Genomic DNA, 22538 nt, shown 5'->3' with positions numbered 1-22538 from the left:
CGCCTTCGCCGTGCCGCGCGCCGCGTCCGGCGCGGGCGCTCGGTCATGCCTCCCGGAGTGCCGCCGCGGCCGCTCCGGTGTCGCTCATGCCGGCTGCCCGGCCGCCAGCAGGCGTTCGGTGGCGGCGAGTTCGACGCAGAGGGCCAGCCCCTCCAGTGCGTCACCGAGCTCGTCCAGGCCCGGGTAGGTGGGCGCGATGCGGATGTTGCGATCCCGCGGGTCCTTGCCGTACGGGAAGGTGGCGCCCGCGGGGGTCAGTGCGATGCCTGCCTCCTCGGCCAGCCCCACGACCCGGGCCGCGCAGCCGTCCAGGACGTCCAGGCTCACGAAGTAGCCGCCTCGCGGGCGGGTCCAGGAGGCCACCCCGCTGCCGCCGAGGCGCTTGTCCAGGACGGTGTGGACCAGTTCGAACCTGGGCCGCAGCAGCTCGGCGTGGCGTTCCATGTGAGCGCGTACGGCCTCCGCGTCGGGCAGGAAGCGGGCGTGCCGCAGCTGGTTGACCTTGTCGGGGCCGATGGTGCGCCGGGAGAGGTGGCCCAGCAGCCAGGAGACGTTGGCGGGCGAGGAGCCGAAGAAGGCCACTCCGCTGCCCGCCATCGTGATCTTCGAAGTGGAGCCGAAGACGAACACCCGGTCCGGGTGACCGTACTCGGCACTCAGGCTTAGGATGTCGGCCGACCGCGGCGCGCCCCCGCCGAGGTGGTGCACCGCGTAGGCGTTGTCCCAGAAGACGCGGAAGTCGTCGGCCGCGGTCTCCATGGCGGCCAGCCGGCGCACCGTCTCAGGCGTGTACACGGCACCGGTGGGGTTGCTGAACTGCGGTACGCACCAGATCCCCTTGACCCGCTCCTCGGTGACCAGCCGCTCGACCTCGTCCATGTCCGGTCCGTCCGCGGTCATCGCCACCGGGATCATGTCGATGCCGAGCTTCTCGCACACCGCGAAGTGCCGGTCGTAGCCGGGCACCGGGCACAGCATGGCCGTACGCCCCTGCCTGGGCCACGGCGCGGATCCGCCCGGCAGCCCGAAGAGCACGGCGTCCACCACCGCCTCGTACATCAGTTCAAGGCTGGAGTTGCCGAAGGCGACCAGCCGCTCCACCGGTACCTGGAGCGCCTCGGAGAACGCGGCGCGCAGCTCCGGCAGTCCGTGCAGGCCCCCGTAGTTGCGGGTGTCGGTGCCGTCCTGCGCGGTGTGTCCTCCCTCGCCCGGCAGGTCCAGCAGGGGGCGGGAGAGCTCCAGTTGCCCGGCGGAGGGCTTGCCGCGGGTGAGGTCCAGGTTCAGTCCCCGGTCCTTGAGTCCTGCGTACTCCTCGCGGAGCGTGGTGAGCCGCTCGGACAGCTCGGTCTGCGTGAGTGTCGTCAGATCCATTTCCGTCATCCCCGTCCAGGGTCGAGTACGGCGCCGAGGTCCCGTTGCCAGTCCGCCTCCGGGGCCACCAGGCACAGCGGCTGCGAGGTGCTTGCCAGCCAGCCGAAGACCGGCTGTGTTCCCGCTCCGTCCGCCAGGTGCAGGGGCCGCGCGGAGGGTACCCGCGCATGGAGTTCGGCCACCGTGCCGAACTCGGGACCGCCGCTGCCCGGCAGGAGGACGGCCAGGTGCTGGGGCAGCAGCTCCGGCGCCCGCATGCCGAGGACGGCCAGGGCCGGCATGGCGGGACGGTCGCGTTTCTCGTGCACGGTCAGCCGGATCGGGCGGGCGGCCGTTCCGGCCGGGGCCGGATCCGCCGACGGGCCGGCTGCCGCCGCCTCCTTGTCCGCCTCGTGGATCGCGATGTAGCGGCGGGTGGCTTCCCAGGCGACGTGCGCGAAGAAGGCGATGCCCTCCTCCAGCAGTTCCTCCCCGTCCTCGACGGCGGCGAACTGCTCGGCCCACAGCGGCTGCGCGCCGGGGTCGACGAGGCAGGTGGCGGCGGCGCGGATCAGCAGCGGGCCGCGCTCCGCGGGGGCGCTCGCCAGCCAGTCGGCGAGCGGGGCCGAGAGCGTCACGCCGTGCGGCGCCGCGCCGTCGGCGGCGAGCGCGAGCACGTTCTCCCAGTCGACGTTGAACGCCACGGTGTGCAGGCGTGCCCGGATCTGCCCGTCACGGATCTCCGCCTGCTTCCGGCGGTACGTCTCCCGCCGTCCCGTACGGTCGCCGTCCCGTTCCGCCCGCACGCTCGCGAAGTCGCGGAAGGTGACGGCCCCGGCGGCGCCGAGTGCTTCCGCGACCTGCCGGCGCTGGGTGTCGTAGGCCACCAGTTGCTCGGAGCGGGTCAGCAGCGCGTCCTGGAAGCGGGTGCCGCCGGAGAGCACGGTCAGCCGCGCCTCGCCGTCCAGCAGCCGGGACGCGGCCCGGGTGAGGGCGGTGAGCCGCCCGATGGCCAGGGCCTCGGCGAGGTCCGCACAGGGGCCCGGTGTCTTCAGCCCGGCCAGGTCGCGCTTGACATGTCCCCAGGCGATCTCGAAGTGCAGGGGGCCTTCCGTGCTCAGCGCCCCGGCCAAGGTCCGCTGAAGCGCGCGTACGTCGAGCCGCCCGGCGTTCTTCACCAGGGTGTGAGTGCGGAACAGCTCGGCGACCAGCGCGGCACGCCGGCTGAGCGGGTCGTCCAGCGCGCTGTAGAGGGCGTCGCCGGAGAGGACCTCCATCGTGGAGCGGACCCGTCTGACGAGTGCCTTGGTCTGCTTCTCCACGCCCTCGCGCCACCGGGGCAGAAGATGCTCGCGCAGGGTTTCCGCGTCCAGTACGGGCCCGGACCCGGACGGGAAGGCGTAAGGGGTGCGCAGCGCCGCGTGCGGCTGGTGGCGCAGCAGCGCGGGCAGCCCGCTGTCGCTGACGATGCGCTCCGGGGACGAGGCGGTCATACCTCGGTCCTTTCCAGCATCCGGTGCAGGGTGCGGCGCAGCACCGGCTCGGCGTCGTCGACGTAGGCGATGGGCTGACCGGCGGCCTCGATGCGGGCCAGGGAGCGGTAGCGGGGGTCGTCGGTGTGCCGGGGCGTGCCCTTGATCAGCACCGGGATCTCGCCGCGGGCCTCCCGGTCGACGAGGTAGCCGAAGGTCGCCCTGGTCCGTCCGCCGCGGACGACGTAGCCGCCCGTGGAGTGCTGGGCGGTCATATTGGCGTCCTTCGACGTGGCGGTGACCAGGTGGAGTTCGGCGGGCTTGCCGTGGATGGTGAGCTTCACCGCGTCGGGCGCGAGGTTCCTGATCAGGTTCAGGTCCCGGTCGGTCAGCGAGATGGCCACATAGCGGCAGGCGGCCCGCCATGCCTCGTCGCGCAGCGTGCGGTGCAGCGCCGTCACGTCGTCCCCGGCTCCCGCTCCCAGACCCATGTCGGGACGCCTGCCGTGCCGCGAGAGCTTTCTGGGCAGCGAGGCGACGTAGTAGGCGTAGGCGCGGCGGGCCTCGTCCGTCCAGCCGCGGTGCTCCTCCCGTACGGCGGCGAACGCCTCATAGTTGGTCGAGGTGGCGATGGACCAGAACGTGTGCAGAAGCTGGCCGGCGACCTCGTCGTGGCCGGTGAGGCCGCCGAGCGCGGCCTGCGGGTCGGTCGCGTCGAACAGCGGTCCGTAGTCGGTCAGCAGCCGCTTCTCCCAGGCGGCGTAGTGCTGTGCGCGGGCCCGTAGGAGCCGGCCGGGCAGCCCGTCGCGCAGCCACCGCTCGTAGTCCGTCACCCGCAGCACGTCGCTCGCGTCCAGCTCGGCGATCCAGTCGCGGAGCGTGGTCTGGTACTCCTCGACCACGTGGTCCGGAGTGCGGCAGGCCCGGTTGTACTTGCGCCCGTCCGCCAGGATCGTGAAGCGGCAGCCGGTGGGGCTGAGGGCGTCGACGACATGGGCCAGCGCCGCGCACCGGGCCAGGGAGTGCAGTTCGGCGGTGTCCGGGGAGGTGCCCCGGTTCTTGACCGGGGAGTACGGCTTGCGGGAGAAGACCGGGAAGACCAGCTGTACGGGCTCGCCGCGGGCGAGCACGGCGCGGACCCGGTCGCGCAGTGCGGTGCGCGTGAGGTGGTCCTTCTTGGTACGGAACCATCTGCCGTCGAAGAGCGCCTCGGCGATCACCTCGGGCGCCCCGGGCCTGGTCGTCCCGTACTCGCCGTGTCGCTTGCGCGCCCTGGCCAGGGCCGCGTCGACCTTGGCCGCCGCCGAGCGGGAGACCGCCGCCCGCACCGTGGGCACCACGGAGTCCAGCCAGTAGTCGGCGTCCATGGCCACGGCCTTGGTGGCGAACTCGCTCTGGGAGTAGAGGGCGAAGGGCTGTCGGCGCACACTTCTGATCAGCCGGTGGCCGTCGGATATCCGGCTCTTGCGCTGTTCCTCGTGGAGGTCTCGCGCGGACAGGGCACGCTGGGCGCCGATCAGGGCGGCCACGGACTCGTCGGCGACCGTGTCCCCGGCTGTGGTTCCAGGCATGGTGACTCCCCGTTGACTCAACGTTCGGGTGCGTTCGGCGGACGGGACAGGCGCCGCGCCTGCCTCACGGGTCGGTCCTCCGGGCGGCGGCACGCGGGCGGGCGGCGCGGAGATGGGCGACGGTGACCACGGCGCTGACCGCGAGGGGCACCAGCAGCGCGGCGTTCATGGACTCCCAGCCGAGGGCGTCCAGCACCGGTCCCGCGGCCAGCGCGCCGACGGCGGACCCGCCGAGGGTGAAGATCTCGCCGACGCCCTGGACCACGGAACGCTCCCGCGGCCGGTAGGAGGTGGCGACCAGCGCGGAACCGGAGACGTACATCAGGTTCCAGCCCACGCCGATCAGCCCCAGGGCGATCATGAAGTGCACGTGGGACAGGCCCGTCAGGGCGGTCACCGTGCCCAGTGCGCTGACGGCGGCGCCGATCAGGAGTGTCCGTCCCGCCCCGATGGACCGGGTGAGCGGTCCCGAGGCGAAGGCGGTGGCGTACATGCCGACCATGTGCCACTGGATGACCTGGGCGCCGTCGTGGACGGAGTGCCCGGCGCCGACCGCCGCGAGGGGGGCCGCGGCCATCAGCGAGGTCATCGTGAAGTACCCGACGCAGGAGCCCGTGACGCCGGCGAGGAACACCGGCTGCCGCGCGATCCGCCCGAGGGTGCGCGGGGCCGCTTCTTCGGCGGCTTCGGGCCCCGACCGGGCGGCGGCGGCCGCTTCGGTGTCCCCGGCCGTCAGCATGGACAGCACCCCGAGGGACATCAGCGCCAGCACGGTGACCAGGGCGTAGGAGCCCGTGAACTCCACGGGGCCGAGGTCCTTGACGGCCGTGGCGAGGAAGGGGCCGGCGACGGCCGCGATCACCCCGCCGGACAGGACGGTCGAGATGGCCTTGCCGCGCTCCTCGGGCGGGAACATGTCGGCGGCCGCGTAGCGGTAGTAGCCCGCGAACGCCTGGTGGACGCCGATACAGGCGATGCCGAGGCAGAAGAGCGCGAACCGCTCGGTGAGCAGCGCGGTGACCGAGAGGATGCCGCCGGTGAGCGCGGCACCGGAGCCGACCAGGAACCCGGCCTTGCGTCCGTGGCGGCTCATGAAGCGGGACGCGGGGTAGGTGGCGGCCCATGAGCCGACGCTGATGAGGGCGAACGGCAGGGTCGCGAGCGCGGGTACGGGAGCGAGTCTGAGGCCGACCAGGCCGGTGAGCGTCAGGTCGATGCTGATGCCGAAGTAGTAGAGCATCTGAGCCGACGTCAGCACCGTCATGGCGCGGCGCCGGTGCGGCGTGCCGGGCACAGGCCGCGGCGTACCTCCTTCGGCGTTTCCGTGCTCGACTTCCTGGGAGGGCTTTGTCATCGAATTCACCGGATCGGGTGGGGTGACGCGAGGACTGGCGGTGACGCGCGAGAGAGGGGCTCGGAGTTTCCACGCCCGGTGTGGATGCGCCGCACCACTTCAGGCAGGGGCCCGTCCACGTCTCGCCCCGCGGAATCACGCGGTACCCGCGCCCCACCGAAGGGATGTGGGAGCGCTCCCGCAGTGATCGGCGCTGCCCCGGAGCGTACGTTTCGGCAATCACTCCGTTCAATGGTTAATCGACACATTGGCCGGAACGCGCCGCCGCGTTCTCCGGCGAGACAAAAGGTGCGTTCAAAGCGCCGAGTGAGGATGGCACTCACCGGTTGTAGCGGACAGCGCGTCTCGCATCGTGAGCGATCTGTGGGCTCTTTTACGCCATATCCGGGCGTGTCGCGCGCGTGCTCCGCCCTCTGAACGGCCTCGGTCGTACGCCCGTACTCCAGGGCGGACATGACCGGTTCCACCGAAGGGAAACGTCGTATGAGCAGCGCCTCGTCCCACCCCAGCGTCGGTCCGGACCGTCACAGCGTCGGTCCGGACCGTCGTAGCGTCGTGGCGGCGGTCGGAGCCGCGGGGCTCGCCGCCGCGCTGACCGCCTGCGGCTCGGGCGACGACTCCGCCGGCGCCGGGGCCGCCACCACCGGGGCCGCGCCGGAGGGCGGCGGCACCGCGCTCGCCAGGACCGCCGACATCCCCGAGGGCGGCGGCAAGGTCTTCGAGGACCGGGGGGTCGTGGTCACCCAGCCGACGGCCGGCACCTACAAGGCGTTCTCCGCCGAGTGCACCCACCAGGGCTGCGCGGTCGGCAGCGTGGCGAACGGCACCATCGTGTGCCCGTGTCACGGCAGCGAGTTCTCCGCGGCGGACGGCAGCGTGCGGAAGGGACCGGCGACGAAGGGACTGGCCCCGGCGCGGATCACCGTCTCGAGTGACGACATCCGGCTGGCCTGAATCGGCCCGCTCAGCGCCGTTCCCGCGGCCCGCCGAGGCAGCCCAGTATCTCGTCGGTGGTCGTGACCGTGGCGACCAGCGCCAGGGTGTGGCGGAGCATCGCGGCCGTGTAGTCGGCGGGCACGCCCGCGACGGCGTCGGCCGGGACCACGACGGTGTAGCCGAGGTTGACGGCGTCGAACACCGCGTTGGGAACGGCCACGTTGGCCGACACCCCCGTGACGATCAGCACCCGGCAGCCGAGGTTGCGCAGCAGGGCGTCGGTCTCGGTACCGTGCAGCGGGGACAGCCCGTGCAGCCGCCGCAGGACGAGGTCCTCCTCGGCGACCTCGATCGGCGGCGCGACCCGGACCGCCGCGGTGCCGGCCAACTGCCGCACGGGTAGCCGCTCGGCGGCCCGGAACAGCCGGGTGTTGCGGCCGGAGCCCCGGCCGTCGGGGCGGCGCTCGGCGATCGCGTGCATCACCTGTACACCGCTGCGGTGGGCGGCGGCGACCAGTCTCGCCACATTGCGCAGGGCGCCCGAGGAGCGTGCCGCGCGGGCGAGTTCGGGCAGGGCCCCGTCCGGGCCGACGACCCCCTGCTGGCACTCCACGGTGAGCAGGACGGTGCCGGCGGGCTCGAGGAGTTCGCCGAGCTGCTCGTACGACGGCATGACGCGCCCCCTTGCAGACGACCGGTTCTCTTTTCTGACGCCATGTCAGAGGATCGGCTGGAGCACGATAAGTCTCCGACCGCACAAGGGAGAAGAGAGGGGGCCGCATGTCCGTCATCCGTCAGCGCCGGGGCCGCAGGATCATGATGTCGCCGGCCGAGCTGGACGAGTTCCTCACCGTCCGGCGCACCTGCCGGATCGCGACCGTCTCGGCCGACGGCTCACCGCACGTCAGCGCGCTGTGGTTCGTCTGGGACGGCACATCGCTGTGGCTGTACTCCGTGGTGCGCAGCCGGCGCTGGGCACAGGTGCGCCGCGATCCCCGGGTGGCGGTCGTGGTCGACTCCGGTGAGGAGTACGGCGAGTTGCGCGGGGCGGAGCTGTCCGGCCGGGTGGAGTCCGTGGGCGAGGTGCCGCGCCGGGGTGAGCTGTGCGCCGAACTCGACACGGCCGAGACGCTGTTCGCGCGCAAGTACTTCGGCCTGGAGGAGCTGCCGCACGACGGCCGGCACGCGTGGCTCCGGCTGACCCCGGAGAAGGTCGTGTCCTGGGACTTCCGTCAGCTGGGCGGCCTGTAGCGCTCAGCCGAGCCGTTGGGCCGCCGCCCGCAGGGCCTGGACCGCGGCGCGGATCGAGGGCCGGCGGTCGGCGTCCGCCCGCCAGATCACGTACACATGGCGGCGCACCCGCTGCTTGAGCGGCACGAGGACCACGCCGTCGGGCACCGGGTGCCGGCCCAGCAGCGGTGCGATGCACACGCCCAGCCCGGCGGCGACGAGCCCGAGCTGGGTGTGGCTCTCGCCGGCGCGGTGGCCGACGATCGGCTCCACGCCCTTGGACCGCAGGGTGAACATCAGCCACTCGTGGCAGAACTCGCCCTCGCCCCAGGTGATCCACTCGTCCTCGGCGAACTCGGCCAGGTCCACCTCGTCCCGGTCCGCGAGCCGGTGCCCGACGGGCATCGCGACCTCGGCGGGATCGTCCAGCAGGGGCGCCTTGACCAGGCCGTCGGGGACGGGCATCGGCTTGTTGTACCAGTCCAGGACCACCGCCAGGTCGACATCGCCGCGGACCACCCCGGCGATGCCCTGCTCCGGCTCCAGCTCGCTGGAGCGCACCCGCAGCCCCGGGTGCTCGGTGCGCAGCGCGCCCAGCGCGGCGGGGAACAGGCCCCGGGCCGCGGTCGGGAACGCCGACAGCCGCAGTTCGCCGACGACCTGGCCGCGGTGCGCCTCCAGGTCGGACTCGGCCAGTTCGACCTGGGACAGGATGCGCGCCGCGTGCTCCGACAGCAGCCGCCCGGCGTCGGTGAGCCGCACGCCCCGGCCGTTCTTGGCGAGGAGCCGCTGGCCGACCTCCCGCTCCAGCTTGCCCAGCTGCTGGGAGACCGCGGACGTGGTCACGTGCAGCGCGTCGGCGGCGGCGCTGACCGAGCCGTGCCGGGCCAGTGCGTCCAGGGTGCGCAGGCGCTCAAGGTTCAACATGTAAGCGATCCTAAGAGGTACCAGGCGGAAAATCTCGATTGTGCTACGAGGTTGCCTCCAGCATCGTTGTCGCCATGAGCACGATCAGTACCCGCGCCCGCAGCCGTACCCCCTCCCCCGCCACCGCCCCCGGACCCGGCCCCGCCCGGAGCCGGGCCCGCCTGGACTGGCGGCTGCGCTTCGGCCTCCTGTCCCTGATCTGGGGCTTCAGCTTCCTGCTGATCAAGGTGGGCACCGAGGGGTACGCGCCGTTCCAGGTCACCCTAGGACGGCTGGTGTTCGGCACGGCGGTGCTGGTGGCGACGATGGCCGTGAAGCGGGAGCGGCTGCCGCGCGGGGCCCGGCTCTGGGGGCACATGGCGGTCGCCGCGTTCCTGCTGAACGCCCTGCCGTTCTCCCTCTTCGCCTACGCCGAGCTGACGATCCCGTCCACCCTGGCCGGTATCTGCAACGCCACCTCCCCGCTGTGGGGCATGGCCCTGTCCCTGGTCGCGCTGTCCGAGGACCGGCCGAGCAGGGTGCGCGTGGCCGGGCTCGGGCTGGGCTTCCTGGGCGTGCTGACCGTGCTCGGTGTCTGGCAGGGCTTCCACGGGCTGGACGCCACGGGCACGGCGATGGCGCTGCTGGCCTCGCTGAGCTATCCGGTGGGCTGGATCTACGTCCGGCGGACGCTGGCCGGTACGGGCAACTCCCATCTGTCCATGACCGGCGGGCAGTTGCTGCTGGCCACGGTCCAGCTCGCGGTGGTGACGCCCCTGTTCGCCGGCGTGCCCGGGCACGTCGCGCTCGTTCCGCTGCTGGCCGTCGCCGCGCTGGGCGCGCTGGGCACGGGGCTGGCGGTCCTGCTCCAGTACGGGCTGGTGGCCGAGGTCGGGCCCACGACCGCCCAGATGGTCACGTACTTCATCCCGGTCATCGCCACGGCGGCGGGGGTGGCGGTCCTCGGGGAGTCGCTGCGGTGGACGACGCCGGTGGGGGCGGTGATCGTACTGGCCGGCGCGGCGCTGACCCAGGTGCGGGGGAAGGGCGCGTGACCGAGGCGGGGCGGAGCGCGGGTCCCGGTGACCGCGCCCCTCGGCCCGGGCGCGCTCAGCCGTAGACATGCGGCGGCGCCCCCTCGGCCGTGGACGTGCACCCGGGCCCTCGGCCCGGCTCTCAGCCGTGGACGAGCGCCCGCCCCCCTTCGTCCGGATCCCCTCACCCGTAGACGCGGGCCGGGGACGGACGTACGGCAGCCGCCACCGCGTCGGCCAGTACGGTGATGTCGCCCCGGTGAGCGGGGAGACCGTGATCCGCACGCCCTGCGGGGAGGCCAGGCGGAAGCGGGCGCCCGGGGCCACCGCCCAGCCGCTCTGCAGCAGGCGGGCGAGAGCGCCCGTCTCGTCGGGGACCGGGACCCAGACGTTCATGCCGCTGCGGCCGTGGGCGGTGACGCCGCGGTCCGCCAGCGCGTCGACCAGGGCGTCCCGCCGGGCGCCGTAGGACCGGGCCACCGCCGCCCGGTCCACCGCGCCGTGCTCCCACAGGTGGGCCACGGCGCGTTGCAGCAGCAGGCTCACCCAGCCGGGGCCGAGGCGCTGGCGGCCGCGGAGCCGGTCCACGGTGACCGGGTCCCCGGTGAGGACGGCGAGGCGCAGGTCGGGGCCGTATGCCTTGGCGGCGGAGCGGACGAAGGCCCAGTGGCGGGTGACGCCCGCGAGGGGGTGCAGCGGCAGGTCGACGATGCCGTGGCCGTGGTCGTCCTCGATGAGCACGGTGCCCGGGTGCTCGCGCAGCACCGCGCGCAGGGCACGCGCGCGCGTGGCGGTCACCGAGGCGCCGGTCGGGTTCTGCGCCCGGTCGGTGACGATCAGCGCGCGGGCCCCGGACTCCAGTGCGCGGCGCAGGTCGTCCGGGCGCGGTCCGTCGTCGTCCACGCCGACCGGGGCCGTGTGCAGGCCGAGCGCGGGGACGAGGTCCAGGAGGCTGCCCCAGCCGGGGTCCTCGACGGCGACCGTGTCACCGGGCCTGAGGTGGGCGGCGAGGACGCGTTCGATGGCGTCGAGGGAGCCGGAGGTCACGGTCAGCGGGCCCGCGGGGACGCCGTCGGCGTCGAGTTCTGCGCGGGCGAGCCGGGCGAGGTCCGGGTCCACGGGGTCGTCGCCGTAGCGGACGGGCCGCCGGTCGCCCTGTCCGGCCGCCGCCGCGAGGGCCGGGGCCAGGCGGGGCAGCAGGGCCGGGTCGGGGTTGCCCGTGGACAGGTCGCGCCCGCCGGGGGGCACCTCGACGCGCAGTTCCTCCCGGCCGGTGGTGGCCGGCTTGGCGCGGACCCGGCTGCCCCGGCGGCCGGCCGTCTCGATCACCCCGCGTTCGCGCAGGATGCGATAGGCGGCGGCGACCGTGTTCGGGTTCACCCCCAGCCGGGTCGCCAACTCCCTTAGCGGGGGCAGTAGTTGCCCCGGCTCCAGCCCGCCCGACCCGACCGCCCGTTCGACGCTGGCCGCGATCTCGGCTGCGCCGCGCCCTTCGATCCGATACTCTCCTAGCACAAAGCCCATTATGCACTAGTGCAATCAAGATCGCCATGGAGGGGACCATGCAGGGGACCACCGAGGAATCGCGGCCCGCCGCCTACGCGCCGACCGGCCGGACCGTCCCGACGCGTTCCGCCGAGCGGGCGTCGTACGACAAGGAGCTGGTGCACGCGATCCTGGACGAGGGGTACGTCTGCCACCTCGGCTTCGTCCGGGACGGCGCCCCCGTGGTGCTGCCGACGCTGTACGGCCGGGTCGGCGAGCGGCTCTACGTCCACGGCTCGACCGGCTCCCGGCCGCTGCGGATGACCGGGCAGGCCGACCCGGGCCTGCCGGTGTGCCTGACGGTCACCCACGTCGACGGGCTGGTGCTGGCCCGCTCCGCCTTCCACCACTCGGTCAACTACCGCTCGGTCGTGGTGCACGGCATCGCGCACGAAGTCACCGACCCGGAGGAGCGGCGGCTGGCCCTGGACGCGCTCGTCGACCACGTCGTACCGGGCCGGGCCGCCGACTCCCGGCCCGCCAGCAAGAAGGAGCTGGCCGCCACCGCGGTGATCCGCCTGGACCTGGAGGAGGTCTCGGCCAAGGTCCGCACCGGCGACGCCAACGACGAGCCCGAGGACCTCGCCCTGCCGCACTGGGCCGGCGTCGTCCCGCTCCGCAAGGGCTACGAGGCTCCCGTCCCCAACGGCGACCTGGCGCCCGGGACCGAGCTGCCGGACTATCTGGCGGCGCTGCGGCGGTGACGGTCCGCCCGGGGGCCGTCCGCCCGAGGGCGAACGGCCCGGGGTGACCACCGGCCACACCACGGCCGGCTCCGGACGGGCCGCAGGAGACGGTCGCCCATGGACGGCCGGCCGGTCACACCACCGTCGGCGCCGGGCGGCCGGACGCGCGGGCCTCGCTCACGGCCAGGCCCGCCACGGCGCCGAGCATCAGCAGGGTGCCTGCCGCCGTGGCCGCCGTGAGCCGTTCGCCGAGCAGGAGCACTGCGAGTACGGCAGCGGTCACCGGCTCCAGCAGCATGATCACGGAGACGGTGGCGGACCGGACGACCGCGGCTCCCGCGAAGTAGAACGCGTACGCGAGGGCCGTCGGCACGGCGGCGATGTAGAGCAGCAGGCACAGCAGCCGGACCGGGTGGGCGGTGTGCGGCAGCAGCCCCTCGTGGACGGCGAACGGCAGCAGGCACAGGCTGGTCACGGCGAAGGCACCCACCGTGGTGCCGGCGCTGTCGCCGCCGCCCCTCCCCCACCGGCGGGTGAGCAGGGTCATGGCGCCGTAGCCCGCCGCCGAGACCACGGCGAGCAGCACCCCGGCCGGACGGACGGTCGAGGCCGAGCCGCCCAGGGTGAGCACGGCCAGCCCGGCGAGCGCGCCCGCGACGGCCGCGGCACCGCCCGCGCCCAGCCGCTCGCCGAGCAGCGGCCGGGCGCCGAGCGCTATCAGCACGGGACCCGCGCCGAGGGTGACGACGGTGGCCACGGCCAGCCCGGTCGACGCGACCGCCGCGAAGTACGCGGTCTGGAACACGGCGAGGGCGGCTCCGGTGGCCAGGATCCTCGTGACCGCGCGGCGTGCCGGCCGGGCGGGGGCGGTGCGGCCGGCGCGCGGGCGCAGCAGGCGCCCGGCCAGCAGCAGGGCGAGCCCCAGCGCGCAGCGCCAGAAGGAGAGGGCGAAGGCGCCCAGGTCACTGGTCCGGTAGACCAGCGATCCGGCGGCGCCCGCGGTGCCCCAGGCGGCACCGGTGATGATCAGGTAGAGCAGGCCGCGCCCGACGGGCAGGCCGGAGGAAGTGTTCGACAACAGAATCTCTCCGCAGAAGAGCGCGTGACAGCGCGGAAGTTCGAAGGCGTCCCGCCTCGGCGGGGCGCGCTGACCTCATCTGCGGGCAGCACCGTCCGGCCCGGCGCGTACACGCGTCGGGCGAGTGTCCCGGAGGCCCGCCTCAGGCGGCCGGGGGCGGAAGGACGAGTGCGTTCTGCGGCATGATCGGGACTCTAGGCCGCGGTGCCCCGCGCGGACAACTCCGTTTCCGCGCCCTCGGCGGCGACCGGTTCGGGAGTGCCCTTGCCGGGGCCGGCGGACTGGGCGATGAAGGCGCCGACCAGGACGACCGCGCCGCCGGCGACCTGCGGCGCGGAGAGGTGCTCGCCGAGCAGCACCCAGGCGAGCACGGTGGCGATGACCGCCTCCAGGCAGGCGACGACCCCGGCGACCTGCGGTGACAGCCGGCGCACGGACAGCACTCCGGTGACGTACGCGATCACCGTGGCGACGAGCACGATCCAGGCGAGCAGGGCGGCGGCCGGTACGACGGTGCCGTTCAGGTCGGCGGAGCCGCCCAGCACCGACCAGTCCATGGTCCAGGGCCGGGCCACCGCCGTCAGCACGGCGGCGCCGACGAGCAGCCCGTAGGCGATGACCCCGAGCGGGTCCGGTGCCGTCTCGCCCGCGTCGGCGCCCTGATCGGCGAGGATGAAGTAGCCGACCTGGCAGCAGGCGGCGCCGAGGGCGAGCACCAGGCCGAGCGCGTCGAAGCTCAGCCCGGACCAGACCTCCACCACGCAGGCGAGGCCGCCGGCCGCGAGGACCACGCCGAGCGCGGCGGCACGGGTGACGGGCCGCCGCTGCACGAACCGCACCCAGCCCAGCACCAGGGCGGGCGCCAGGTACTCGATGAGCAGCGCGACACCGACCGGGATCCGGGAGAGCGCGGCGAAGTAGCAGGCCTGGACCCCGGCGACGGCGAGCAGTCCGAACCCGGCGAGCAGCGCGGGCCGGCGGCGCGGCAGGGCGCGGTGCCGCACGGCGAGCGGCAGCATCACCAGGGCGGCGCCCGCCACCCGCAGCCACACCACGTGCAGCGGGTCGAGGCCCGCCTCGATCAGCGGCTTCGCGGCCACGCCGGACCCGCCGAAGGCCAGCGCGGAGGCGAGTGCGAGGCCGAGCCCGGCTCCCTTGCCGGGACTGTCCTGACTGCTCACAGACGTATGCACCGGCACATGATGACAGGCGCCGACAGGAGCGTCATCCTTGTTGACACCTGTCTCAGCCGGTGGACGGTCCGGGCCGTTCGCCGTCCGTCCGGCCGTCGTCGGCGCGGGCCGCGGACCCGGCCTCGATCCGGGCGATCAGGTCGTGCGCCGCGATGCCGGCGCGTTCGAGCACCTCCACGGCCCGGGACCCCGGGTCGGCGACGAGTGCCGCGAGCAGATCGGTACCGGCGACGCGGTGGGCGTTCCGGCGCCGGGCACGGGTGCGGGCGCCGACGAGCGCCGCGGCAGCGGCGGGCGACCAGCGATCGGCGTCCCGGCCAGCGCCGTCGGCGGGCGGCTGCCCCGAACGACCCACCGGAGCGGCTACGACGGGGAGCGCGCCGGAGTCCTCGACGCCGGTCCGCCAGCGCAGTCCGTAGCCGATGCTGCGCTGCACGAGGTAGCCGAGGAGCCGGGCGAGCCGCCGTGGTTCGCCCACGGCGGCGCGGGCCTCGGGGTCGTGTTCCAGCAGGGTGTGGAGCAGATGGGCGGTGTCGGTCTGCCGGTCCCCGTCCCGGACGGCCCTCCTGCGGGCACCGGCGACCACCGCCGCCAGCTCCGCGTCGAGCCCGGCGGCGCCGTCCTGGTGCGGAACCGCTTGGTCGGGGGCGGTCCGGTCGGCTGTACGGGGTTGCACATCCCCTACCTCATCAGCCCCAACGGGACGGGACATCCGCGACAGGAACCATTTTCGCGTCCCACGCGGAGTGGACATCACCGGCCCCGATTTCATCCTTACGGAGGAGATCCGGCCGGTGTGCCGCCACTCCGCGCGCGCCGCCTTGCCGTCCGCGCGCCGAACCTCCGGGGCCTTCCTGACGGTTCGTCAGTATTGAATGTTCGCGCCCCTGCGGCTACGTTCCGCGGCACCGCAGCCCGGTACGCCGGATCCGAAGGGGTGGTCGCATGGCCGAAGTCAGCGCGGAGGCACGCATCCAGGCGCCGGCCGGGGAGGTGTGGGCCCGGCTCACCGACTGGCCGTCGTACGGGGCGTGGAACGCGACCCACACCGGCTTTCCGCAGGGCGGCCCCGCGAGCCTGGCCGTGGGCGGGACGTTCCGGGAGAACATGAAGCTGATGGGCTTTCCGGCGGAGGTCGACTGGACCATCGAGGAGCTGGAGCCGGCCCGGGTCCTCGCCATCCGCGGCAAGGGCCCGATGGCGGTGACCGTCGCCACCCGCTACACGCTGACCCCGGACGGGGACGCCACGACGGTCCGGATCGACGGCGAGTTCACCGGCGCCGCCGTGACGCTGATGGCGGCCAGGCTCAAGGACTCGGCGACGACCGCGCTGACCGAGTCACTGCGCAGGCTGGGCGAGCTGGTGACCTGAGGGCGAACCCCGCCGGACGCGGACCGCGAGGCGAACCGTACGGGCCGGCCGGGGTCGACGGGACCGGTTCTCACGCAGACCTCAGTGCTCGTCGGCGAGGATCAGATACAGCTTCTTGCGGGCGTCGTTGAGGACGGCCAGCGCCTTCTCCCGCTGCTCCTTGCTGCCGGTCTTCCAGACCTGGCCGAATGCCTCCATCAGACCGAAGCCGGCCTGCCGGATCTCCCCGAGGGCCTCCCAGTCGACCCCGCGCGAGGCCTCCTCCCAGGGGGCGTCGGGCCCCTCCTCGGCGGCGGCGCGCCCGCTCTCGGTGAGCGCGAACAGTTTCTTGCCGCCCTCGCTCCGGCTGGCGATCAGGCCCTCGTCCTCCAGCAGCTGGAGGGTGGGGTAGACCGAGCCGGGACTGGGCTTCCAGGCGCCGCCGCTGCGTTCGGCGATCTCCTGGATCATCTCGTAGCCGTGCATGGGCCGCTCCTTGAGCAGGGCCAGGAGCGAGGCGCGCACATCACCGCGCCGGGCCCGCCCCCGCGGACCGCCGCGCCCGCGCGGCCCCCAGGGACCGGCCCCGAACCCGGGCCCACCGGCCCCGAACCCGGGCCCACCGGGCCCGAACCCCGGCCCGCCCGGCCCGAACGGCCCGAAGGCGCCCCGCCGCCCCTCGAAGCCGCCCACACCCCACCGTCCGGCCCCCTCGTGCCGGTGCCCACGCTCGAATCCATGGCCGCGCATGGCGATCACTCCATCCCATCGCTGATCAGTCACGTACACATCACGTATCGTTCGCGATGCTTCAACGATATATCGGAACAGTGGCTATGCCAATACCCACGCGGGTGGTTCGTCAGCCGCGCGCCACGCGCGGACTACCTCCTCTGACCGGCCTGCCCGTTTGCCGCCGGAAGTCGATTTCCCAGTGCGGCCGCGCCCGGCTGTTCCTCGCTCCCTGGGCGCCGTTTTGCCGGAGCGGCAACAGGAGTGGCGTGGCCGGGCCGCGATGGGTGACGTTGGGCCCGTGACCGAGAACATCGCAGCGGGATCGCCCGCGTCTGACACTTCCTGGCCTGCCGACGGCTACGTCGGTGACCCCGCGGTGCGGGCGGAGTGGGACAACCGGTACGCCGACCGGCAACAGCTGTGGAGCGGCCGGCCCAACGGTGCGCTCGTCGCCGAGGTCGCCGGGCTCACGCCCGGGCGGGTGCTCGACGTCGGCTGCGGCGAGGGCGCGGACGCCGTCTGGCTCGCGCGCGGCGGCTGGGACGTGACCGCGCTCGAGGTCTCGGGTGTGGCGCTGGAGCGGGCGGCCGGGCACGCGCGGGACGCGGGCGTCGCCGTTCGCTGGGTACACGCCGCGCTGACGGAGGCGGCGCTCCCGCCGGCCTCCTTCGACCTGGTCTCCGCACAGTATCCGGCCCTGCTGCGCACCCCCGACGCCGCGGCCGAGCGGGCGCTGCTCGCGGCCGTCGCGCCCGGCGGCGTGCTGCTGCTCGTGCACCACGCGGGGATGGACACCCAGCAGGCGCACGACGGCGGCTTCGACCCGGCTGACTACGTCTGGCCCTCGATGGTCGCCGCCCTGCTCACCGACGACTGGACGGTGGAGGTGAACGAGCAGCGCCCCCGCGTGGCACCGGAAGGCGGCGCCGGCGCGCACCACACCGACGACGTGGTACTGCGTGCCCGACGGCTGCGCTGAACCCCTCCGTCCACAGCAGGCCCGGCATCCGGGCAAACCCGGTGTCCGCACGAACCGGGCGCCGTACGGGCCCTGCTCGACGCGGCGTCGGACAGGGGCCGGCGGCCGGACGAGCCGCGGGCGGTGGAGGTCGACGGCCGGCCGCCGCTGGAGACGGTGACGGCCGGGACCGCCGAAGGCGCCGGCCCGTCGGCCGAACCGTGCCGATCGCTCCTGCGGAACTTCCAGGTCGTACCGAGCGGTTGCCGCACCGCGGCCACAGTGGCCGGCCACGCCCCTCCCGGCCGGCTCCGTCCCGCACCGGACGCGCACACCGGCGCACGGCGGCCCGGAAGATCCGGTCCAGCCCCTCGTGGCCCGGGAAACCAGTCCGGGCGTCGCGAATTGGCCTTGGTCCCGGCGCCGGCGCAGCCGCTAGCGTCGGCGTCATGCGCATTCGAATCGTGGACGCTTTCGCCGACCGCCCGTTCACCGGCAACCCGGCCGGAGTCCTGCTCCTGGACGACGTCTTCCCGGACGACGACTGGCTCCAGAACGTCGCCATGGAGGTGAACCACGCGGAGACGGCGTTCGCCCACCCGCTGCCCGAAGGCGGTGACGCCGACTGGGCGCTGCGCTGGTTCACCCCCGTCACCGAGGTCGCCATGTGCGGGCACGCCACCCTCGCGACGGCCCACGTCCTGCACACCACCGGCGCCCACGAGGGGCCGGTGCGGTTCGCCACCCGCAGTGGCGTGCTGATCGCCACCCCCGGCGCGGACGGCTCGCTCACCCTGGACTTCCCGACCGCCCCGCTCACCCGGGCCGACCTGCCGGCCGGGGTCGCCGAGGCGCTCGGCGCGCAGCCGCTCGCCGCCTTCGACACCGGGCCCGACGTCGGCGACCTGCTGGTGGAGCTGGCCGACGAGAAGACCGTGCTCGGCCTCTCCCCCGACCACAAGGCCCTCGGCGCCTACTCCGCGCGCGGCCTCATCGCCACGGCCCGCGCCGAGGATCCCGCCCGCGGGTACGACTACGTCTCCCGCTGCTTCTTCCCCAACGTCGGCATCGACGAGGACCCGGTGACCGGCAGCGCCCACACCGCGCTCGCCCCGTACTGGTCGCCCCGGCTCGGCAGTGACGACCTCACCGGGCTCCAGGCATCCCGCCGTACCGGAGTGGTCCGTACCGGCCTGCGCGGCGCGCGGACGCTGCTCACCGGCCGCGCGGTGACGGTCATCGAGGGCGACCTGCGCGCCTGAGCCGCCCGCCGACGGCCCGCGCGGTCAGGCCGTCGGCAGCCAGCCCACCTTGCCCGCGAGCAGGGCGTAGCCGACGAACGCCCCGATGTCGAGCAGGGAGTGGGCGACGACCAGCGGGCCGACGCGCCCCCAGCGGCGGTACAGCCAGACGAACACCACGCCCATCGCCAGGTTGCCGAGGAAGCCGCCGATGCCCTGGTAGAGGTGGTACGAGCCGCGCAGGACCGCGCCGGCCAGCAGGGCGGCGCCCGGGCCCCAGCCCAACTGGCCCAGCCTGCGCAGCAGATAGCCGACGACGATGACCTCTTCGAGGACCGCGTTCTGCACCGCCGACAGCACCAGCACCGGGTACTTCCACCAGACGTCCGGCAGGGCCTCGGGGACGACGGTGAGGTTGAAGCCGAGGCCGCGGGCGGCCAGGTAGAAGGCGATGCCGGTACTGCCGATCACGGCCGCGACCCCGGCGCCCCGGGCCAGGTCGCTCCAGGGGCGGGTGCGGTCGAAGCCGAGGACGCGCAGGCTCGCGCCCTCGCGCAGCAGCAGGTGGGCGACGAGGGCCACGGGGACCAGCGCGGTGGCGATGCCGAAGAGCTGCCAGGCCAGGTCCAGCCAGGGGCGGCCCGGCGCGGCGGAGGCGTTGAGGGTGGCCGCCTGGTCCTTGAGGCCGCCCGGCCTGGTGACCGAGCCGATGAAGCTGATCAGCGCGGACACCCCGCTCGCCCCGAGGGAGAGCGCCAGCACGAGCAGCGTCTCGTCCCGCAGCGTCCGCCGCGGGTCACGTGCCCGCGCCGGGGATCCGGCCCCCGCGTCCGTCTCCACCCGCACTCCCGCCTCCAGCCGGCTCATGGGCCCCCGGCCCACCTTCGCCTGGCAAGGATCGCAGAAGCGTACCCGCACCTCGCACACCAGCCCGCACCCGAACGCACCCGGATCCCCGGCGCCGGCCCGCACAGGCCGCCGGGCGGCGTCGCGCGGTGCGACGGCCTCGCCCCCGTCCGGCGTGCGCCCCTTCGCTCCGTTACGCCTCGCGTCCCGCCCTCAGCCCAGCGGCACCGGCTCCGGCAAGCCAACCGGCCAGGTGTGGACCGGTTCGCCGCCGTGCATCAGCTCGGCGTACCGGCGGGTCGTCGCCGCCAGGGCCGCCTCGCGGGACAGGCCCCCTTCCAGCGCCCGGTGGAAGGTGGCCGCCTGCCAGGACGCCCCGTTGACCCGGCGCCGGCAGCGCTCCTCGATCACACCCAGGTAGAGGTCCCGGTCGGCGGCCTCCACGCCCCACGCGTCCAGCCCGGCCGCGGCGAGCGGCAGCAACTCGTCGCGGACCAGCGTCACCGCGTCGACCTCGCCCGTGCCGCCGTAGCGTCCCCGGCGGGGCCAGACGAAGCGCGCGTCGATCCCGTACCGGCACGCCGCGTCGAAGTTCGCCTCGGCCGCGGCGAACGGCAGCCGCGTCCACACCGGCCGGGACTCCTCGGCGAGCGCCCGGACCAGGCCGTAGTAGAAGGCGGCGTTGGCGATGACGTCGGTGATGGTGGGCCCGGCGGGCAGCACCCGGTTCTCCACGCGCAGATGCGGGCGGCCGTCCGCGATGCCGTACACCGGCCGGTTCCAGCGGTAGATCGTGCCGTTGTGCAGCACGAGTTCGCCGAGCCGGGGCACTCCGCCGGCCTCGACGACCTCCAGCGGCTCCTCGTCGTCGCAGATCGGCAGCAGCGCCGGGAAGTAGCGCAGGTTCTCCTCGAACAGGTCGTACGCCGAGGAGATCCACCGCTCGCCGAACCAGGTACGCGGCCGTACCCCCTGTGCCTGCAACTCGGGCGGCCGGGTGTCGGTGGACTGCAGGAACAGCGGGGGCCGGGACTCGCGCCACAGCTCGTGCCCGAAGAGGAACGGTGAGTTGGCGCCTACGGCGATCTGCGCGGCGCTCGCCGCCTGGGCCGCGTTCCACACGTCCGCGAACCGGTCCGGGGTGACCTGGAGGTGCAGCTGCACCGAGGTGCACGCGGCTTCGGGCACGATCGACTTGGACGTGCAGACGAGGTGTTCCACGCCGTCGATGTCGAGCCGGAAGTCCTCGCCGCGGGCGGCGACGATCTGGTCGTTGAGGAGGGTGTAGCGGTCGACCTCGGAGAGGTTGGAGGAGACCAGGTCGTCCCGGCCGAGGGTGGGCAGGATGCCGATCATCACGATGCCCGCGTCCACCTCGCCGGCCTTGCGGTCGGCGTAGGCGAGCGAGGTGCGCAACTCCTCGGCGAGCCGGTCGAACACCCGCCCGCCCAGCCGGTGGGGCGCTATGTTCACTTCAAGGTTGAACATGGCGAGTTCTGTTTGGAAATCACGGCTCGCTATACGTTCCAGCACCTCACCGTTCAACATTTTAGGCATACCGTCGGGCCCGGCGAGATTCAATTCTATCTCCACCCCCATAAGATTCTTGGGGCGGTCGAATCGCTTCTCCCGCAGCAATCGCTCCAGTCCCGTCAGACACTTCTGGAGCTTTTCGCGATAGCGCTGGCGATCGGACAGGTCGAACTGCCCCGCCACGACCTTTTCCCCCATCGAAGTGTCCCTCCTCGGATGGGCGGGCCGGCGCTCCGGCCGCCAGGCTCCCGGTCAGGGGGGATGATGCCCAGCCGAAGCGATCGATAACGTCACGTGCCGGCCCGCCGCCGGTTACTCTGTCGGAATGTTCCCGGCGGCACATTCACGAGGCATGCCGCAGGGTGCCCCCTCGGGTGCCCCGTACGCCTCGTGAAAAACGCCGACGACATCCGGCCTACCGCTACCGGTGCGTAATGCGAGGTCAGCGGTGACCGGCCGGCCCGGAAATCGGGATGAGTTCGGCAAATCGACGGCCTAATTCATCCTTGCCCCCGGAACGGGAATCGGTTAGCCGAAACATCGGCCGAACAAACGTCGTATAAACTTCGTGCGCACGGCAGAGGTGGCACCCTCGGTCCCGGTTGCCGAGGCGTTACCGCCCTCCCGGTTGACGGGGGGCGGGCCGAGCCGCACCCTCGTTCACACCCGACCCGGGCCCCCACCTCTCCGGCTTTCCGTGAGCAGACAGCGCCGTCCGCCCCACCCCCTCCTCGCGCCGCCGCGCCTGTCGAACGAGAGGCGACCCACATGCCGCTGCACGTGCCCCCTGCCCCCGCGCCCGCCCTGCGCTCCGTCCTCGCCGCCCTCGGTTCTCCCACCGCGGTCCGTGAGGCGCGCACCCCTTCCCTGCGCGCCGCGCAGGGACCCGCGACCCCCGAACTCCCGTTGCCGGTCCATGTGTGGGACCGCATCTCCGAACAAGGCCTGTCCGCGACCCGGCTGGCCGGCTGGCGCTTCCTGATCCGGTGCGGCGACCGCGCGGTGGCCGCGGCCGACACCATGCTCACCCCCGACGGCTGGACCTTCTCGCACTTCTTCGAAGGCCCGTACATCACCTCCACCGAACGCGCCCTGGCGCAGGCCGAGGCACTCCAACTCCCGTACCAGCCAAGGCTGTTGTCCGTACCCGGGCTGTACATGCTCACCCTGTGGCTGCACACCGACCACTCCGGCGACGGCACGGAGGGCCATCCGGCCGCCGCCGATCTGCTGGTCCCGCTGGCCCCGGCCCCGCCTGGCATTCCGGCCCACCGTCCCTTCCGTGTCGCCGAGCTGCTTCCGGTGCTGACCCAGCGGGCGACTCCTCTCCCGCTGCTCGGCCCGACCGCGCTCGGTTCACCCGCCGCCTGACCGACACCCGCCTACCCCGCTTCCCGCCCGGGAAGCGGGGTAGGGCTGTTTCGGGATCCGGGGGGCGGCCGTACCCGTACCCGGAGCGTTCCCGCCGGCCGTACTAGTCCCTTCCGGTCAGTGCGAACCACCCGAAGTGACCGGGG

At 73.7% G+C, this 22538-nt stretch carries 20 protein-coding genes and 1 pseudogene; 8 read left to right on the top strand and 13 right to left on the bottom strand.

The annotated features are described in order from the left end of the window. Positions 1-84: 84 nt before the first annotated feature. The 4 genes from ACSURM_RS30705 to ACSURM_RS30690 form a co-directional block, all read right to left on the bottom strand. Positions 85-1371 carry an aminotransferase class I/II-fold pyridoxal phosphate-dependent enzyme gene (locus ACSURM_RS30705; RefSeq protein ID WP_436959017.1) on the bottom strand — a complete coding sequence of 429 codons (1287 nt, stop codon included), beginning with the start codon at positions 1369-1371 and terminating at the stop codon, positions 85-87. Positions 1372-1376: 5 nt separating this feature from the next. Beyond that, complete coding sequence (locus ACSURM_RS30700; protein ID WP_436959016.1) at positions 1377-2843, bottom strand: L-tyrosine/L-tryptophan isonitrile synthase family protein; 1467 nt, start codon at positions 2841-2843, stop codon at positions 1377-1379. Continuing rightward, positions 2840-4393 carry an L-tyrosine/L-tryptophan isonitrile synthase family protein gene (locus ACSURM_RS30695; RefSeq protein WP_436959015.1) on the bottom strand — a complete coding sequence of 518 codons (1554 nt, stop codon included), beginning with the start codon at positions 4391-4393 and terminating at the stop codon, positions 2840-2842. The genes ACSURM_RS30700 and ACSURM_RS30695 overlap by 4 nt, the downstream gene beginning before the upstream one ends. 64 nt (positions 4394-4457) lie before the next feature. Further along, positions 4458-5687 (bottom strand): MFS transporter, encoded by a 1230-nt coding sequence (locus tag ACSURM_RS30690; RefSeq protein ID WP_436959014.1) that lies wholly within the window; start codon positions 5685-5687, stop codon positions 4458-4460. Between the two features lie 543 nt (positions 5688-6230). Between ACSURM_RS30690 and ACSURM_RS30685 the strand changes: the two genes are divergently transcribed. After that, complete coding sequence (locus tag ACSURM_RS30685; RefSeq protein WP_436959013.1) at positions 6231-6701, top strand: Rieske (2Fe-2S) protein; 471 nt, start codon at positions 6231-6233, stop codon at positions 6699-6701. Positions 6702-6711: 10 nt separating this feature from the next. Here the strand turns inward: ACSURM_RS30685 and ACSURM_RS30680 are convergent, their stop codons facing one another. Next, entirely contained in the window at positions 6712-7356 is a 645-nt protein-coding gene (locus ACSURM_RS30680) for a cysteine hydrolase (RefSeq protein ID WP_436959012.1), read from the bottom strand. A 107-nt stretch (positions 7357-7463) separates the two neighbouring features. Between ACSURM_RS30680 and ACSURM_RS30675 the strand changes: the two genes are divergently transcribed. Then, positions 7464-7934, top strand: a complete 471-nt coding sequence (locus tag ACSURM_RS30675) for a pyridoxamine 5'-phosphate oxidase family protein (RefSeq protein WP_436959011.1) — start codon at positions 7464-7466, stop codon at positions 7932-7934. Positions 7935-7937: 3 nt separating this feature from the next. Here ACSURM_RS30675 and ACSURM_RS30670 read toward each other — a convergent pair whose 3' ends face one another. After that, positions 7938-8840: a LysR family transcriptional regulator gene (locus tag ACSURM_RS30670; RefSeq protein WP_436959010.1), complete on the bottom strand. Its 903-nt coding sequence runs from the start codon at positions 8838-8840 to the stop codon at positions 7938-7940. 74 nt (positions 8841-8914) lie between these two features. On the opposite strand from ACSURM_RS30670, the gene ACSURM_RS30665 reads away from it, so the two are divergent. Further along, a complete protein-coding gene (locus tag ACSURM_RS30665; protein WP_436959009.1) occupies positions 8915-9874 on the top strand; it encodes a DMT family transporter in 960 nt (319 codons plus the stop codon). Between the two features lie 163 nt (positions 9875-10037). Here the strand turns inward: ACSURM_RS30665 and ACSURM_RS30660 are convergent. Next, positions 10038-11368: pseudogene (locus ACSURM_RS30660) on the bottom strand (aminotransferase class I/II-fold pyridoxal phosphate-dependent enzyme). A 47-nt stretch (positions 11369-11415) separates the two neighbouring features. On the opposite strand from ACSURM_RS30660, the gene ACSURM_RS30655 reads away from it, so the two are divergent. Further along, positions 11416-12102, top strand: coding sequence for a pyridoxamine 5'-phosphate oxidase family protein (locus tag ACSURM_RS30655; RefSeq protein ID WP_436959008.1), 687 nt, complete (start codon positions 11416-11418; stop codon positions 12100-12102). 115 nt (positions 12103-12217) lie between these two features. Here the strand turns inward: ACSURM_RS30655 and ACSURM_RS30650 are convergent, their stop codons facing one another. The 3 genes from ACSURM_RS30650 to ACSURM_RS30640 all read right to left on the bottom strand — a co-directional run bounded on the left by ACSURM_RS30650 (position 12218) and on the right by ACSURM_RS30640 (position 15031). Then, positions 12218-13162 (bottom strand): EamA family transporter, encoded by a 945-nt coding sequence (locus ACSURM_RS30650; RefSeq protein ID WP_436959007.1) that lies wholly within the window; start codon positions 13160-13162, stop codon positions 12218-12220. Positions 13163-13356: 194 nt separating this feature from the next. Then, complete coding sequence (locus tag ACSURM_RS30645; RefSeq protein WP_436959006.1) at positions 13357-14361, bottom strand: EamA family transporter; 1005 nt, start codon at positions 14359-14361, stop codon at positions 13357-13359. 46 nt (positions 14362-14407) lie between these two features. After that, positions 14408-15031 (bottom strand): Clp protease N-terminal domain-containing protein, encoded by a 624-nt coding sequence (locus ACSURM_RS30640; protein WP_436959005.1) that lies wholly within the window; start codon positions 15029-15031, stop codon positions 14408-14410. Between the two features lie 269 nt (positions 15032-15300). Between ACSURM_RS30640 and ACSURM_RS30635 the strand changes: the two genes are divergently transcribed. Next, on the top strand, positions 15301-15729 hold the full coding sequence (locus ACSURM_RS30635; protein WP_436959004.1) for a type II toxin-antitoxin system Rv0910 family toxin: 429 nt from the start codon (positions 15301-15303) through the stop codon (positions 15727-15729). Positions 15730-15810: 81 nt separating this feature from the next. On the opposite strand, the gene ACSURM_RS30630 is transcribed toward ACSURM_RS30635, so the two are convergent. Continuing rightward, a complete protein-coding gene (locus ACSURM_RS30630) occupies positions 15811-16458 on the bottom strand; it encodes a PadR family transcriptional regulator (RefSeq protein WP_436959003.1) in 648 nt (215 codons plus the stop codon). Positions 16459-16741: 283 nt separating this feature from the next. Between ACSURM_RS30630 and ACSURM_RS30625 the strand changes: the two genes are divergently transcribed. Further along, positions 16742-17422 (top strand): class I SAM-dependent methyltransferase, encoded by a 681-nt coding sequence (locus ACSURM_RS30625; protein ID WP_436959002.1) that lies wholly within the window; start codon positions 16742-16744, stop codon positions 17420-17422. A gap of 428 nt (positions 17423-17850) precedes the next feature. After that, on the top strand, positions 17851-18663 hold the full coding sequence (locus ACSURM_RS30620) for a PhzF family phenazine biosynthesis protein (RefSeq protein WP_436959001.1): 813 nt from the start codon (positions 17851-17853) through the stop codon (positions 18661-18663). Between the two features lie 24 nt (positions 18664-18687). On the opposite strand, the gene ACSURM_RS30615 is transcribed toward ACSURM_RS30620, so the two are convergent. Further along, positions 18688-19500, bottom strand: coding sequence for a CPBP family intramembrane glutamic endopeptidase (locus ACSURM_RS30615; RefSeq protein ID WP_436961214.1), 813 nt, complete (start codon positions 19498-19500; stop codon positions 18688-18690). A gap of 201 nt (positions 19501-19701) precedes the next feature. After that, a complete protein-coding gene (locus ACSURM_RS30610; protein WP_436959000.1) occupies positions 19702-21219 on the bottom strand; it encodes a glutamate--cysteine ligase in 1518 nt (505 codons plus the stop codon). 570 nt (positions 21220-21789) lie between these two features. On the opposite strand from ACSURM_RS30610, the gene ACSURM_RS30605 reads away from it, so the two are divergent. Then, positions 21790-22392, top strand: coding sequence for a hypothetical protein (locus ACSURM_RS30605; protein WP_436958999.1), 603 nt, complete (start codon positions 21790-21792; stop codon positions 22390-22392). Positions 22393-22538 lie beyond the last annotated feature (146 nt).

It is taken from the genome of Streptomyces sp. SudanB182_2057 (assembly GCF_964272715.1).
Classification (GTDB): domain Bacteria; phylum Actinomycetota; class Actinomycetes; order Streptomycetales; family Streptomycetaceae; genus Streptomyces; species Streptomyces rubradiris.
This window is presented reverse-complemented; position numbering and strand designations above follow the sequence as displayed.